This window comes from Streptomyces avidinii, assembly GCF_014650695.1.
Classification (GTDB): domain Bacteria; phylum Actinomycetota; class Actinomycetes; order Streptomycetales; family Streptomycetaceae; genus Streptomyces; species Streptomyces avidinii.
The window spans coordinates 566,397-580,473 of sequence record NZ_BMVL01000002.1 but is presented as its reverse complement, the minus strand read 5'-3'; the positions used below and the strand labels follow the sequence as shown (position 1 = coordinate 580,473).

General features: G+C 69.5%; 14 protein-coding genes and 3 pseudogenes. 14 read left to right on the top strand and 3 right to left on the bottom strand.

Annotated elements, in window-relative coordinates; translation table 11 throughout:
• The first annotated feature begins 219 nt into the window (after window positions 1-219).
• From IE257_RS06980 to IE257_RS06955, 6 genes and pseudogenes are all read left to right on the top strand, one after another.
• Window positions 220-726, top strand: coding sequence for a DUF5133 domain-containing protein (locus IE257_RS06980; RefSeq protein ID WP_189965718.1), 507 nt, complete (start codon window positions 220-222; stop codon window positions 724-726).
• A gap of 519 nt (window positions 727-1,245) precedes the next feature.
• A complete protein-coding gene (locus IE257_RS37990; protein WP_229920171.1) occupies window positions 1,246-1,740 on the top strand; it encodes a hypothetical protein in 495 nt (164 codons plus the stop codon).
• A gap of 734 nt (window positions 1,741-2,474) precedes the next feature.
• Entirely contained in the window at window positions 2,475-2,816 is a 342-nt protein-coding gene (locus IE257_RS06970; protein ID WP_189965716.1) for a hypothetical protein, read from the top strand.
• 794 nt (window positions 2,817-3,610) lie between these two features.
• A complete protein-coding gene (locus IE257_RS06965; protein WP_189965714.1) occupies window positions 3,611-4,045 on the top strand; it encodes an Hsp20/alpha crystallin family protein in 435 nt (144 codons plus the stop codon).
• A gap of 80 nt (window positions 4,046-4,125) precedes the next feature.
• Window positions 4,126-4,521, top strand: a complete 396-nt coding sequence (locus IE257_RS06960) for a DUF2267 domain-containing protein (protein ID WP_189965712.1) — start codon at window positions 4,126-4,128, stop codon at window positions 4,519-4,521.
• A 50-nt stretch (window positions 4,522-4,571) separates the two neighbouring features.
• Window positions 4,572-5,020, top strand: a pseudogene (locus IE257_RS06955) (DUF2267 domain-containing protein).
• Window positions 5,021-5,409: 389 nt separating this feature from the next.
• On the opposite strand, the gene IE257_RS06950 reads toward IE257_RS06955, so the two are convergent.
• Window positions 5,410-6,033 (bottom strand): hypothetical protein, encoded by a 624-nt coding sequence (locus IE257_RS06950; protein WP_189965710.1) that lies wholly within the window; start codon window positions 6,031-6,033, stop codon window positions 5,410-5,412.
• A gap of 302 nt (window positions 6,034-6,335) precedes the next feature.
• Here IE257_RS06950 and IE257_RS06945 point away from each other — a divergent pair, with 302 nt between their 5' ends.
• The 4 genes and pseudogenes from IE257_RS06945 (at window position 6,336) to IE257_RS06935 (ending at window position 8,974) form a co-directional block, all read left to right on the top strand.
• Window positions 6,336-6,560 carry a DUF6480 family protein gene (locus IE257_RS06945; protein WP_189965708.1) on the top strand — a complete coding sequence of 75 codons (225 nt, stop codon included), beginning with the start codon at window positions 6,336-6,338 and terminating at the stop codon, window positions 6,558-6,560.
• A 660-nt stretch (window positions 6,561-7,220) separates the two neighbouring features.
• Window positions 7,221-7,800: pseudogene (locus IE257_RS39350) on the top strand (erythromycin esterase family protein).
• Between the two features lie 23 nt (window positions 7,801-7,823).
• A complete protein-coding gene (locus IE257_RS37980; protein WP_209468330.1) occupies window positions 7,824-8,249 on the top strand; it encodes an erythromycin esterase family protein in 426 nt (141 codons plus the stop codon).
• A 62-nt stretch (window positions 8,250-8,311) separates the two neighbouring features.
• Window positions 8,312-8,974, top strand: coding sequence for a phosphoribosyltransferase (locus IE257_RS06935; protein ID WP_189965706.1), 663 nt, complete (start codon window positions 8,312-8,314; stop codon window positions 8,972-8,974).
• A gap of 417 nt (window positions 8,975-9,391) precedes the next feature.
• On the opposite strand, the gene IE257_RS06930 is transcribed toward IE257_RS06935, so the two are convergent.
• Window positions 9,392-9,808, bottom strand: coding sequence for a CBS domain-containing protein (locus IE257_RS06930; protein ID WP_189966221.1), 417 nt, complete (start codon window positions 9,806-9,808; stop codon window positions 9,392-9,394).
• 923 nt (window positions 9,809-10,731) lie between these two features.
• Between IE257_RS06930 and IE257_RS39345 the strand changes: the two are divergent.
• A pseudogene (locus tag IE257_RS39345) lies at window positions 10,732-11,152 on the top strand (hypothetical protein).
• A 19-nt stretch (window positions 11,153-11,171) separates the two neighbouring features.
• Window positions 11,172-11,375, top strand: a complete 204-nt coding sequence (locus IE257_RS06920) for a hypothetical protein (protein WP_189965704.1) — start codon at window positions 11,172-11,174, stop codon at window positions 11,373-11,375.
• A gap of 437 nt (window positions 11,376-11,812) precedes the next feature.
• Here the strand turns inward: IE257_RS06920 and IE257_RS06915 are convergent, their stop codons facing one another.
• Window positions 11,813-12,193, bottom strand: coding sequence for a profilin (locus IE257_RS06915; RefSeq protein WP_189965702.1), 381 nt, complete (start codon window positions 12,191-12,193; stop codon window positions 11,813-11,815).
• A 458-nt stretch (window positions 12,194-12,651) separates the two neighbouring features.
• Between IE257_RS06915 and IE257_RS06905 the strand changes: the two genes are divergently transcribed.
• Both IE257_RS06905 and IE257_RS06900 read left to right on the top strand, forming a co-directional pair.
• Entirely contained in the window at window positions 12,652-13,431 is a 780-nt protein-coding gene (locus tag IE257_RS06905) for an ATP-binding protein (protein ID WP_229920170.1), read from the top strand.
• Between the two features lie 33 nt (window positions 13,432-13,464).
• Entirely contained in the window at window positions 13,465-13,920 is a 456-nt protein-coding gene (locus IE257_RS06900; protein WP_189965698.1) for a DUF6098 family protein, read from the top strand.
• Window positions 13,921-14,077 lie beyond the last annotated feature (157 nt).

The following is a 14,077-nucleotide window of genomic DNA, read 5'->3' as shown; positions in this document are numbered from 1 at the left end:
TTCGGCCGCCCCCCCCGTGAGCACCTGCCCCACCCTTCCCCTCCGCGCAGGTGCTCACCGAAGCCTCCAGTCGGTGGCCTGCTCGGCCCGGGATTGAACGCGCTGCTGGTGGTACATGCGGGCAGAGGGATTTCGTATGCATCGTTCTGTTTTCGGTGGGGCAGGTTGATTTACAGGACCCATGCCCCAAGGCGGCGTCTTCGAAGGGACGTGATCTTCATGAGCGCCGACGTTCTCACCCCTGGCCGCTTGCAGAAGGGGCGCACCACGCATGCGGGGACACCGCCCGAGCCGGCCCAGTCGTGGGCGGTGGGCATGCTGATGGCGACGGTGCCGACTTCCGCCCACTTGGCGCAGGAGGCCTTGCGGGCCGCAGCCGCGCACGCCGACCTGCCCGTGGCAGCGATGGCGGAGGCGATGGTCGCCGGATCGCGGGGTGTACCCGTACCCGCAGAGGTCCAGAAGGCTCTCGACGACGCGGTGCGGGCCGCCCAGCGGCGCGCCGCCCAATCACGCAGGTCAGGGCCTTTCCTCATGCCGACTCGAACCGACGCCGAGCGTGCTCTGGGCAAGTTCTTCGACGCCCGAATCCGTTTGCGCGCGGCACCGGACGACCCCGACGCGCGCCGGGCCGTCGATGACGCCATATACACGCTGTGCGTGTTGATGGGCCAGCCATCGCCCAACGCGGCGGTGCATGAAGCCCTCCAGTACACCGAAGGTTGACTTCGGGCCCAGCCTGCTGTTTCCACGGCGACATCGTGGACGCGGCGCTCGCGGGCCTGCACGCGGATCCGGTGAAGCCAGCGCTGCCTATAGAGCCGCGGCGCGCGCTACTCCGCGCTGGACGCCCACATTCACAGCCACGCGAAGACGGCCCCGAGGGGTCACCCACCACGACGTCGAGGACCGGCCGACAGCTCATCCCCCTTCCGGAACACACCCGCCGTCGCCTTCACCACCGCCGTTGCTCCCACCTGGCCGCCGGCCGTGGCTGCATGCGCCGTTCCCGCACTCAGGGGTGGGAACCGAACCGATCCGAGCGGCGCGCGCTACACCCCGACGTCGCAGCAGGCACAATCTTCGGCCTGACCTCCGCCGCCGTCGTCCGCGCGGCACCACGCCTACTGCTGCGCCGATGCCCGCGCACAGCCTCTGACCTCGGGAATCGACGCCTGCGAGCCAGATACCGTGTGTTTCAGGGCCTGGAAGCATCAGGGGCCGCCTCTGGGGCATACGAGGTCCATGTCCGGAGACCATGCACGTTCCACGAGCGCCCTCTTCCGTTCCGCCCCCCAACCCGGCGCGCCACCGTACGCCGCGAGGCAGGGGCGCCGTCGCGAAGGACTCGGCAGGCGGCTGCGCCGCAGGATCCGGGCCTACCGCGACATCGAATTCCTCTCCACCCACATCCCCGGCGATCCCAGCCCAGGGCAGGAGTGCCTGCTCCTGGTCCACGTTCGTAAGGTCGTCGGCCAGGTCCACTACCAGATCTGTACGGCCTGCGGCACCGGGGTGATCACCGGCGTCGACATCGACGAGTACTTCCTCTCCAGCGGCCTCGGCAACCGTGCCCTGGCGCATCTGCGGTCGCGTCACCCAGGCATCTCCTGGCGCAGCACCCTGAACCTGCGCACCACACGAGACCTCCTGCGACGCATGTGCATCCCCGCCGCCCCGGCCGACGTCACGTGTGTGCACACGCTGGCCGCAACGGATGCGCCGCTGGCAGCAGACTGATCGGCGCGGGCAGCTGCCACCGGCACGACAATTCAGACGGTTCGCTCGTCTGGGCGAAACAGGCGCGATGGACGACCCCTCCTCCGAGGACCGAGGCAGGCCCAACCCTCTGCGCACTCTGCCTGGGCCGTCGCCCTGCACTACAGGGGGGCACGGATGGCGCCAGGCCGGACCGGGAGCTGTGCGCGATGACGACGCACCTGGCCGGGCCAGGGCGCACAGGGCTGATACAGCTCCGCCGCGGGGACACGGCGGAAGCGGCCATCGGAACAATGATCCGACCCCGGCGTCTCCTCGGCAGGCGTGCCCCGCTGCCCCTGTGTGTCGAGGCCGCCCGCCTGGTCGGCGGCAAACTCGCCGACGCCGCCCGCGAACATCCCCGGACGGGCATGCGGTTCTCGCCTGGCGTAGCCGACAAGCCTGTCGAACCCGAACCGGTCGCGGAGATCAGCGCCGACACCGCCGTCGGTCCAGTGGCGTCTTTCGGTACCCGGTCCGCTTCAAACGGCTGCGCTCGGACGTGATCAGTGAGAAGTGCTCTCGTTCGCATCCCCGCCGATGCCCCGCCCGACATCGCTGACCGATTGGCCAGTAGGGCGCGGCCCGGGCCTTTCGAGGCGACCGTCGGCTGCAGGCCCGTGTCCGGTACGCGATGAGCGCGGCGGGGGAGTGAGCGGTCACGGGATGGGCAGGGGCTTGATGAGCAGCCGACGGGATGTGTGAGGTGAGAGGCCATGGGATCCTCGGCGCGCAGACACGCCCGCTTGCGTGCCGCCGACCGACACGCACGGCAGACCGCCACACGGTGGCGGCACGACGGTTCGGAAGCCCAGTGGGCCCGCAGTGACCTGCGCCTGCGCCGCCTTCTTTCGCTCTGGGCGGCCCCCGTATTCGTCTTCGGCAGCGCCCTCTTGTCGTTCCTCGCTTCCCGGGCGACCCCCCAGGCCGATCCGTCCCGCAGCGTGTACGTCGTGCTGGCAGCGATCTGCTTCGCGCTGGCCGTGCTTGCGATCATCGACCTGAGAGTGATCGAGCACCGTATGCGTGAACAGACCCGCTGGCACCGCCCCACCTGACCGGCAACCGGCGCCGGACCGGTGACGCACCGTCGTGCGATCCATGGACGAAAGCGGCCCGGGACCGGTGCGGTCGGGTGCGTAGGTGACGGGCTCGCGGGTGTCGTCGGGTGTCGTGGGTGACGATGACGGCTCCGGTCCTCTGGGTGGCGCCCAGGGGTCCAGTGGCGGCTGCTGCGGCAGTCGGGAATCTTGCAATCGGACACGGGCGATCACCGTGATGGTGCGTGTCCAGAAGCCCGGAAGACTGCCGTACGGGCACGGCCCCGGTAGGGGCCTGTTTCTCCCACCGGAAAGCCTGTAACCGCGAGGCCGGAACTCGGGCCGGGACGGCCGACGTGGGTGGATCGACGGAGGGGCGTGGGGCCGGCACCCGGGGCAAAGGTGGGGCGGGTCAAGCGTTGCGTTGGTCGTGGGTCGTGGCGGAGTCGGTCGGTGTGCCCGGTCATGGCGTCGATGCGGTCAGCCAGTTCAGAATCCTGGGCGCCCAGGTGGGCGCGGCGCGCGGCGTGCTGTCCGCGCGGGGACTGCGCGGCCTCGTCCAGAAGGCCGCGTACGGAGCGCAGAGCTGCGGCTGCGGCGTCGAAGGAGGGCGGCTGCTCGGTGTCCGCAGGCGAAGGCGGCTGCTCGGATGCGGCCACGGCCACCACCTCCCATCGTCATGCTCGGGACGCCATTTTTGCGTCATCACTAGGGTGACGCATTGCTTGTCATCGTTTCGATGACATGTTACAACGGAAGCACGTTGAAGCGCATTGGCAGTTCCTGCCTGAACCCACTGGAGGTGTTTCGCGATGTTGATGCGCACCGACCCGTTCCGCGAGATGGACCGGATCTTCCAGCAGCTGTCGGGTACGACCGGGACCTGGTCGAAGCCGTCCGTAATGCCGATGGACGCCTACCGCGAGGGCGACGAATACGTGATCGCCTTCGACCTGCCCGGAGTGAGCACCGAGGCGATCGACATCGACGTCGAACGGAACATGCTGACCGTCAAGGCGGAGCGCCGTCCGGCCGCCCAGGGCGAGACCGTGCAGATGGAGCTCTCCGAGCGGCCCCTCGGTGTCTTCTCCCGCCAGGTCATGCTGGCCGACACCCTGGACACCGAGCGCATCGAGGCCGACTACGACGCGGGTGTCCTGACCCTGCGGATCCCGATCGCCGAGCGCGCCAAGCCGCGGAAGATCGCCATCGGCGGCGAGTCCGACCGCAAGCAGATCACCGGCTGAACCCGCTGCCCCCGGCCGCGGAGGACGGGATTCCTCCCCTCCGGCACCCGTCCTCCGCACCCCGACCTGGAGGTGACGTAATGCCGATGCGCCAGGAGGCGTTCCTTGACCACGTACAGGAACGCGGCGAGTACGGGACACGGGAAGAGGTCGAACGGGTGGCCCGCGTCGTTCTGGCGCTGCTGGGCGCACACCTGGTGGGCACCGTGCGAGCCGCGCTCGCCGCCCGCCTGCCCGAGACGTACGCCCTGATCCTCCTCAATCCCCTGCAGGCCGCCGAGCCACTCTCCCCGGAACGATTCGTCCGCGCGACCGCGGCCTGGATCGAAGGTGCCACCGAGAAGACCGCCCTGTGGGACGTCGGCGCGGTCCTCTCCACCGTGGCCGCAGCGGCGGGAGACGCCCTCACACGTGAGGTTCTGCTCCAGCTCCCGCCCGGCTACGACCTCCTCTTCGGCCAGCCCCGCCCCATGTGACGCCGTCCGCCCTCATGGGCAGGCCTTGAGAGAAAGAAGGCCGCAGCACCATGTACGACCAGCCTCGACCGAACCCGGCCCAGCCCGCCATGACGTTCGACCAGATGCTGGAATGCGTCCGCTACGAAGGCACCTATTCCACCTGCGAACGCGCCGAGCCGCCGACGCCGTCCGCACCGTCCTCGCCGCCCTCGGCAGGCAGATCACCGGAGACGAACGCGTCGACCTCGCCCATGCCCTGCCCGTCGAGGCCGCCCTCACCCTGACTGCCCAGATCCCCGACACCGAACAACTCACCGGCTGGGGCTTCGTCAAAGACATCGCCGCGCGATCCGGTGTCACCCCCTCCACCGCCCGCCGGGACACCGGAGCCGTCCTCGCCGTCGTCACCCGCCTTGCCGGACCCGACCTCCTCGCCCGCATCCTCCGCCATCTCCCGGGCGGTTACGCCCTGCTTTTCGGCCAGGCCGAACTGTGCCGGCCCCAGCCGGCTGCCTGAGCGGCACCGTCAGCCGCAGGCCCGGCCCATGGGCCCCGGACGTCGTCCGAGCAGGGCCGTTCACTCGGCTCGTCGGCGTTCGGTACGGACCTTGTGGTGTGTAGGAGTCGCCGGTCGCGAGAGGCATGTCCAAACCACGTAGCGGCTGGCCGGCCGTCGGCTTGGAACCGAGTGGCGGGCCGGGGCCGGGGCGGGTGCCTGTGGAGGCGCCGCTCGTTCCCGCTCGTCCTCGGCATCGACGTCCCGTACCAGCGAGCGCGCGCAGACCTGCACTGAGCCGATCTCACCAGCACCCCGCCCACGGTGACGGACCGGGAAGGCTGGGGCAGCGTGCCGGCCGGCTTCGACGTCACTCCATGGGTATGCGGAGAGGTTCCCTGACCACGCGTTCAGGTGCCGGCGTGTGATCCGTCGCCGGTGCCGAGGAGGGGGACGGTGAGGCGGCGTTCGACGGCGTTGGGCAGCGTCCACAGTTCGCTGCGCCGCTTCCGGTCAAGCGCGCCCTGGCGGTCGGCGCGGCGGATCCCGGGTACGGCGAGGACCAGGACGGTCAGGGAAGCGGCCAGGCCGGAGCCGAGGAGCGCACCGGCTAGTACGGCCCCCTCCGCCAGGGCGAACGGAAGCGCGAATCCGAGGCAGAGCGTGCCGAGCCCGCCGAGGACGGCCAGCGTCCACCACACAGGGGTGAGCGGGTGCTCGTCGCGCAGGTGGTCGACCAGCTGCCGGTCGGTGGGACGCCGCCGGCGATGCCCTTGCGCGGCGGCGAACAGCTCGGCACGCCCGCGCAGCGCCCAAATGGCGCGCACCCCGACCCAGGCGACGGGCAGCACGAACAGCGTCGCCAGCACCAGGCCCGCCTGAACCGCCCGCGGCACCGGCATCCGGCCGGAAGCCTCGGCCACCACGGATGCCACGGCGGCACCCGCGAGCACGACCGCCGCCGCGTTCGCGACCATGAGCCATTGCCGGGCCCGGCGCACCCGAGCGCTGAGAGGGAACTCGACCGTCTCCAACGTGTTCTCCGTTCGATGACCGCAGGTACTCTACCCAGCCCGCCAAGGAAGCGGAGCAGCTCATCCATGCTGACGATCCGGACCGCGAGCACGCCCGTTCAACCCGATGGTCCGCCTCTGCCGGGACCGGAAGATCCGCCCGACCCCCGGGCGCCGCCGGGCCAAGGGGCCGAGCTGTACGGTTCTCCCTGGACCCGATCGTCTCCGGCCCCCTGTCCTCGACGAGGACCCGGGCCTCCCCGAGCAGCGCGAGCGCGGCGTAAGGCTGCATGGCTTGTGCTGATTGTGGGGATCCGCCGGGTATGAGTATCAACAATCCGGATCCTGACCCCCGCACCACTCCTGGCCTGGAGCAAGGAGGCTCGGTGCCGCCCGGCGAGACCCCTCCCGCCGAGGCGAGCACCGCCTCCGGCGCCGGACCGTACCGCCCGCTCAAGCGCGGCTGGTCCAAGGGGCCGCTCATGATCATCCTCACTGTCGCGGTCCTCGTGGCGCTCTTCTTCCTCGTCTACGCGATCGTTCTCTGACCCTGCGCCCGGCCGACGCAGGGACGGAGCGGCGCCTTGCGCGAGTGGGTGCCACCAGCCAGAGCAGGCTGGGGCCTCTAGGCCGTCTCTTCGGATCTTGCCGGGCCCGCGACGCCCGGCACCGCACCCGGCCGCGTCGTCGGGGCGCCCGAGTACGTCCACTACAAGGGCGCCCCTCCGCCTTGCCGGACACGGCATCGGACGCCGCGGGCTCGGCCGACAAGATCCGAAAGAGACGGCCTAGACGTCCTTGACCTTCCCGTTGGCCTGGCCCCGATGAGGCGCACGCGAACCTTCTCCGGCGCGGGTTCGAACTGCGGCGAGTCCCCGCGGTGTCCCGCCGTCACCACGGTCGAGGTGGGCGGGGACCATGCTCGACGGCACAGGTGCAGGTTGGTGGTGAACCCGCCGCGCGACCTCCCCAGCGCGTGATCAAAGGAGCTCGGTGGGGCGCTCGCGTCCACCTCCCCGGCGTGGACGTACGCTCCAGCCCCTTGTCGCTACGGCTGAGAGCGCCGCTGGTTTGGAGTGACGTATCCCAGGTAGACGTACGGTTATGCGGTACTCATTGGTGCGCCGCCCCTGGTCCATGCCCTGTGCCGCGCATCGGCCTGCGGGCAGCGCACCATCGGCCCTTCGCCGGGAAGGGAACGAGCGCTGATGGCCATCACCTTGCAGGGACGGGACGACCAAAGGGCTGGTATCCGAGAGAGCGCCCTGCCGCTGACGGGCCCCGGGTCCCTCGATCCGCTGATGGAACGGATCGGCGACGCCAGGTACGTTCTGCTCGGTGAAGCCTCCCACGGCACGGCCGAGTTCTACCGGTGGCGGGCCGCCCTGACCCGGCGGCTGATCGGCGAGAGGGGTTTCTCCCTCGTCGCGGTCGAGGGTGACTGGCCGGACTGTCAGGCCGTCCACTGCTCGGTCACCGCCGCAGCGGGCGCGCCCGAGGACCCGGCCGACGTTCTGCGGGGATTCAGCCGCTGGCCGACCTGGATGTGGGCCAACACCGACGTACTCGACTTCACCCGCTGGCTGCGAGCACAACACCGAGCTGCCACCCGAACGGCGGGTGGGGTTCTTCGGCCTGGACGTGTACTCGCTCTGGGAGTCCCTGCACGCGGTCTTCGACTATCTCGGCTCACACGCCCCGGCCGAAGTCGAGCACGCCCCGGAGGCGTACCGGTGCTTCGAGCCGTACGCCGAGGACCCGCAGCCCTACGCTCTGCCACCCGGCTGATCCCCTCGGGATGCGAACCGGAGGTGCTGGCCCTCCTGACACGGCTGCGGCACCACAGTGAGCAGGCGGCGGCCGACACCCTGGACCGGCTCGTGGAGCACCGCGGTCCCGGCGCGAAGGCGGTGGTGTGGGAACACAACACCCACATCGGCGACGCCCGGGCCACGGACATGGCCGCTGCCGGCATGGTCAACGTCGGGCAGTTGGTACGGGAACGCCACGCCGCCCAGGGCGTCGTCCTGGTGCGCTTCGGCTCCCACCACGGCACGGTGACCGCCTCCGACCACCGGCTACCGGCCGGAGAGCGAGAGGTGGGGCAACTACGTCAGCACCGTCCTCGGCGACCGGTACGACGCCTTCCTTTCATCGGCACCACAGGCGCCCTCACTCCGCTGCACGCGGCAGCACCCGACACGGCAGAGGAGGAGACCTGGCCCACCGGCATGTGAATCCCGCCGATCACGCCCCGCGCACGCACCGGCTCCCCGGGAAGAAGGGCAGGCATCAGACCATGCGTTTCCACGACCGCCGGCACGCCGGCCAGGAACTCGCCGCTCGACTGCTGGAATGGGCAGCCGCCGGCGATCTGAACGACACCCTTGTCCTGGCGCTGCCCCGCGGCGGCGTACCGGTTGCAGCACCGGTCGCTCTTGCCCTCAAGGCGCCGGTGGACGTCCTGGTCGCTCGCAAGATCGGGCTGCCCGGACGTCCGGAGGTCGGCATCGGCGCGATCGCGGGCGACGACCCGCCCCTGTTCGACGAGCAGGTACTTGAGATGCTCGGCCTGAGCGAGGACCGACTCGGCGCCGACGTAGCCCGTGAACGCCTCGAGCTGCACCGCCGTGAGGCCATCTACCGCGACGGCCGGCCCGCCCCGAGCGTCACCGGGCGGACCGTGATCCTCGTCGACGACGGACTCGCCACAGGCGTCACTGCACGTGCGGCCCTGCACCACCTGCGCCGACAGGATCCCGGCCGGCTGATCCTCGCGGTGCCCGTCGGCTCCGCCGGCACCGCCGACCTCATGCGTGAAGAAGCGGACGAGATCATCTGCCTCCACGAACCGACGGACTTCCACGCGGTGGGCCAGTGGTACGACGACTTCGACCAGGTCAGTGACGATGCCGTCATCGCGACCCTGCGCAACCTCCATGCGCGCCCGTCACCGAGCTGAGCCACCGGGCGAGCAGGCCGGTGGCACGTCGGCGAACGCTATTGGCATCCTCAGCACCTCCTTGATGGTCCGGAGCTCACTCATGATCCGATCTGTTGCCGCATCCAGGACGAGGACGGGGTCTGCGTGTACCAGAAGCGGATCTCCGTTCGAGCAGCGTCATCTGCCGCCTCGAGCCCGAGGTGCCGCGCGAGGTCGGCAAAGCCAGGGCTCGGCGCCGGTGAACCCTCGGACACGACCAGCGCCGAGAGCATCGGCCGACCGTGCTCGACCTCGTACCGGCTGACCTGTTCCAGGGCCGGAAACATGGTCCGAACGGCGGCCGGCTCATCTCGGCATCGAGACCTTCCAGGTCGATCACGAGGCCGAGCGCCTTGGGGCTCAGACATGCTTCCAGAGGCTCGGCCGGGTCGCCGGTCAGTCCTGGGAGATCGCTTCGAGCAGGTCGCCGACCTTCGTGTCCGGCAGGGCACGGGCGACATCCGCCAAGGCGACGATACCGACGAGCGTGTGCCCGTCGATGACGGGGAGTCGGCGGACCTGGTGTGCGCCCATCGTGCGCAGGATTTCCGCGGCGTCGTCGTCGGCGCCGATGGTGACGGCCTCGCCCTGGGCGAGGTCGCCCGCCTTCACCTGGCCGGGGTCCCTGTCCGCCGCGAGGACCTTCACCACGATGTCCCGGTCGGTGAGCACGCCCTTGAGCTTCTCGTCCGTACCGCAGATCGGCAACGAGCCGACCTTCAGCCGGGCCATCTTCTTCGCGGCCTCGAGCACCGTCTCGTTCGCGCCGATACACGTTGCGTCCGCCGTCATGATGTCGCGAGCCTTCGTCATCCGTCGTACTCCCTCGTCTTCGTTTGCACGGGTGTGGGCCATCCCGCCGACGCGGACAGGACCCGGGCCTATCAGTGCCCCCTGCCCCCGACCGGTAACGACATTCACCCCACAACCACCCCCGTGCGGCTGTGCCGGTGACGTAGCGGTCACCGTTTCGATCCTCTCGCCGGTCTCCAGCAGCCCCGCGCACCCTCGGAGGGCGTTGCGGCGACCGCCCATCGCCAGGTTGACGGTCAGCCCGGCGGCGATGTCGTGTCCCATCGCGTCGAACAGCGACAGGTGCACCACGTGGCCGGCGGTGGCGTAGCCGTGGGCGTCACCGCTGATGCGGTACGCCGGCTCCATCGCCGGACTTCTCCAGGCCCTTTCGGTCGGGTCCGGCGGGATGCCGCGGCGATGAGCGTCGTGGCAGGGCCCCATCGCCGACAGGCCGCCACGCGGGATGCGGGGGAGGCGACCAGCGCGGCAGACAGGTACCGCCGCATCGCCACGGCGGTCACGAACTGAGCCGGGCGCGGGGACGCGGAACTGACGCCTACCGCGTCCAGCAAGCAGATCAGTGTGCAGCGGCGGGTCCGGGCGTGCCCCCATCGCCTCCACAAGATCGGTTGGCCTCGCCCGCCATGCAGAATCAGATGGGCATTGGAGCCCGATTCATGATTCATCCTGGGCGACATGGTCCGGCGAGCGATTCCCCGCTACGAGCCGGGGACTTCGTGAACCCCCAGGATCGAGACCGAATCGCCTTCCGGCCCGGTCAGCCGTGCCCTGCGCTCACTCCATCGGCCGGTGGTGTTACCCGAGGTGGGATACCGGTCGGCGCTCCGGGTAGCCGGATCACATGACCATCACCGACACGCCCCCGCGCTGTCGCGCTCGTCCGTCCCCGCTCCGCCTCGCCCGCCGCGTCCGGCTCCCAGCTGCTCGCCGAGCAGACCATGGCCGCGCTCTCCGAGCACGGCGTCAGCGGCAAGACCATCCGGATCGCCGACCACGACGTGAGGCCCGGGGTGAAGACGGACATGGGCGGGCGGGACGCCTGGCCCGAGATCCAGGCCCCGATCCTCGGCTGCGACATCCTGACCCTGTCCATCGGCCACCCTCCAGCACCGCCCAGCGCATTGCGGGAACGACTGGACGCGTAACTAGGCGGGAGCGACGAGGTCGCCGCGGTCTGTTTCGACGGCAATGAGGACGGTCGGAGAAGCCATGCAGGGCACCGACTACCAGGACCTCGACACGACCCCCGAGAAGACGCCCACCACCAGGACCCCTGCCGCCAACATCGCCCACCTCGCGTCTACCACCCGACCGGCAACGCATACAGGACTACGCAGGTAATAGAGGAGGAGATGGCCCCATGGCCCACGACCTGGCCACCGACATCATTCGCAAACTGGAAGACGCCGTGGCGGCGAACGCTCTGCCGGAGCACACCGTCGAACTGCTGCGCGTCTCCCTCGAACAGGCCCGAACGGCGAAAGCGGCGGGCCACGACCAGGAGGCCGTCACGATCGCCGGTCAGGCTCTCCAGGCGGCCGAGAGTGCTTCTGGGGGCCAGTAGTACGGTCCGTGGCTCGCAAGCCTGGGGTAACGCGGGGCCGTCGAAGGGATCAGGTCGACGGGTCGCCTTTCCTGCGTGCACGCGGAGGTGCGGGCGCCGGACCGGTTCGCCATCGTTGTCTGCGCCCGGCAGTGCGGGCGCGGGCTTGGTGAACGGCCTCTTGCTCGTCGTCGGTACCGATGGTCACCGCCTCGTCCTGCACGATCGCCGTCCTTTCACTGGGCGGGGGCCTTGCCCTTCGCCGGCACCTTCGCCACGATCTCCGGGTCGGCATGCTCTTGCTCCTGTTGTCGGATGAGCAGTGCGCCGACCTCCGGCTCCTTCATGTTTCTGCTGTTTCCAGGATGGTCTCGCCGGCGCGATGCAGTCGGCTCGCGGGCAGTAGGCAGTTTGTTTTCCTCCCGCTTCGCCTGGTTTCTGCGCTGTCGGGGGCGCGGTTACGGGGAACCGGAAGCGAGCAGTGCGGCGAGCCGATCCACGGCGAGGATGGCGTCGGCCGACGGCTGGCCCGATTCGTAGAGGCCTACGACGACGAACGGGGGCCGTCGGACGGCGATCACCCCGGAGTCCGCCTGCTTGCCGTGCAAAAGGTGCCTGTTCGCCTCCGCGGCCAGGTACCTCCGGCCCCCGACCATGATTCCCTCGCTGATCGCGTCAGCCGGCGCCTCGAACATTTGCACCAGTCGCCTGCCCTCTCGCACCGTGGTGAGGAACTGGCCCGTCGAGGTACGTGTGGAGCCGTCCATCCGCAGGATCTCGGCCTGCGCGAGACAGCTCGACTCGAGGGCCCGTCGCAGTTCTGTCGCTGCACCGTCCATCTCGGCGCTCCATCCTCATCCTCATGGCACCTTCGCACTATGCGTTTTCCCGGCTGAGGACGGCGAATGCGTGAGAGGCGAGCGCGATCCGGTCTCTACTTGCTGGACGGGCTGGGCGCGGCCACCGGATCGCGCGGAGCGTTCTTCTTCTCCGCGTCGAGCCGTTCGCCGAGCTCGGTGAGCCGGTTGCGGACGGTCACTCCTCATACCTCCAGGCTAACTCCACGTAATTCCCCGGGTGGTGGCCTCGTCAACGGTCGATCGCCCAAGGAGCGTCTGAGGGTGGGGCACCTGTTGTGAGGATGTGGCTTACGATCCCCATCGCTTCTGTGAGTGGGACGGTGGCCTCCTCGGGATACTCGTCGTGTTGTCCGTTCGCCAGGACGAAGCCGCTGCTTGAGCTGCCGGCGCCGGGGCTGAGTGCGTGCTCGCCGGCATCGGTCTCGCCATCGAGGAGCATGACCATCGCGCGGTCGGCGTTGCTGATGATGGCCAGGGAACGGCCTCGCGAGCTGGTCAGCCAGGTCCCGGTGCCCGGCTGCGATGGGGCGACACTGGCACGACTGCCCCATCGCGGTCCGACCGAGGCCCTTGCCGGGCACGTAGGCAGCGTTATGGGCGGTCTGGGTACGGACGAGCAGCCCGAACGGCCCGGCCCCGGTCCGATCGGCGCTTCCTTCCTGCTCAATGAGTGGGAGAGGCTCGCAGACGCCCGCCGCCTGGCTCACTCATTTTTTGACGAGATACAAGTTCTCCACGGTCTGGTGGTTTCTGCTCGTGTGGTCGAGGTGGTGGAGTTGATCGTCAGCGAGCTGGTCACCAATGCCCGCAAGTACGCATCCGGTCCGATTCGGCTGACCCTTGAAGTGGCCGACGGCCGCGTCGAAGTGAGCGTCTGGGACAGCAACCCCACCCCGCCTGCCATCCTGCCCCCGGACCCCTTCCGGAGCGGCCAGCACGGCCTGAACATTGTCATCGCCTCGACCGTAAGCCTCAAGGTCTACCCGGAGCTCGCCGGGAAACGGATCACCGCGGTAGCCCTGGTCGCCGATGCCCACCCCATCCACGGCCTATGGCGCAGCCGGCCGCCGCCCCGCCATGCCCTGCCAGCCGAACTACGCAGATGCCGCCACATGCCGCTCCCCGCGAGTGCGTTCGACAACGGCGGGTACGTGCCCCATGAGTACAGCTCCACTTCCGAGCGAGCCGTGCGGGGCCGATGGCCACCCGGATCGTAGGGGCCGTGACCCGACCACGCGGAAGGCGATCTCATGAGCGGCTCATCGCACTGGTCACGGATGGCGGTCATCGGGTCGTTGGATGAGCTGACAGGGTTGCTCTCCAGCCGCCGCGGGCTTTATGTGCGCTGGTCGAGAGGCCCGCAGTTCGATCTCCTCCCCGAGGCGTCGAGCAGGGACGAGCTCACCGGTGTCGAGCTGCCTGGTCTGTCGGCGAATCCTATGGACGTGGAGGACTGGTGGGGACCGCGGCCGCTGCGGACGTGGGCCGCGCGACGGCTGTACGACTACTCGCATCTGCCGCGAGTGAAGGACACCTGGGTCAGACCCTGGCTGCTCCTCGGCACCGAGGCCGGGCGCGGGCCCGACAACGAACCCGTCGTACGGGACGTGGAGCCCCTGGGGTGGGTGAATCAGAAAGTGATCGACGAAGCGGAAAGGGAGATCGAGCAGCAGCAAGGCGTATGGGGGCCGCTCAACCGCAGGTGACCCCTTCGGCACTTTGAGAGGACCGAGATCGTGGGTGATGCACAGCAGCCGGAGGCACGGCGCAGTGGTAAGGGCGCCGCGACCCCGCAGGAGAGCAGGCACCTCAAGGCAGCCCAGCCGAAGAACGCGACGAAGACGGGGGAGGACCGGGAAAGCC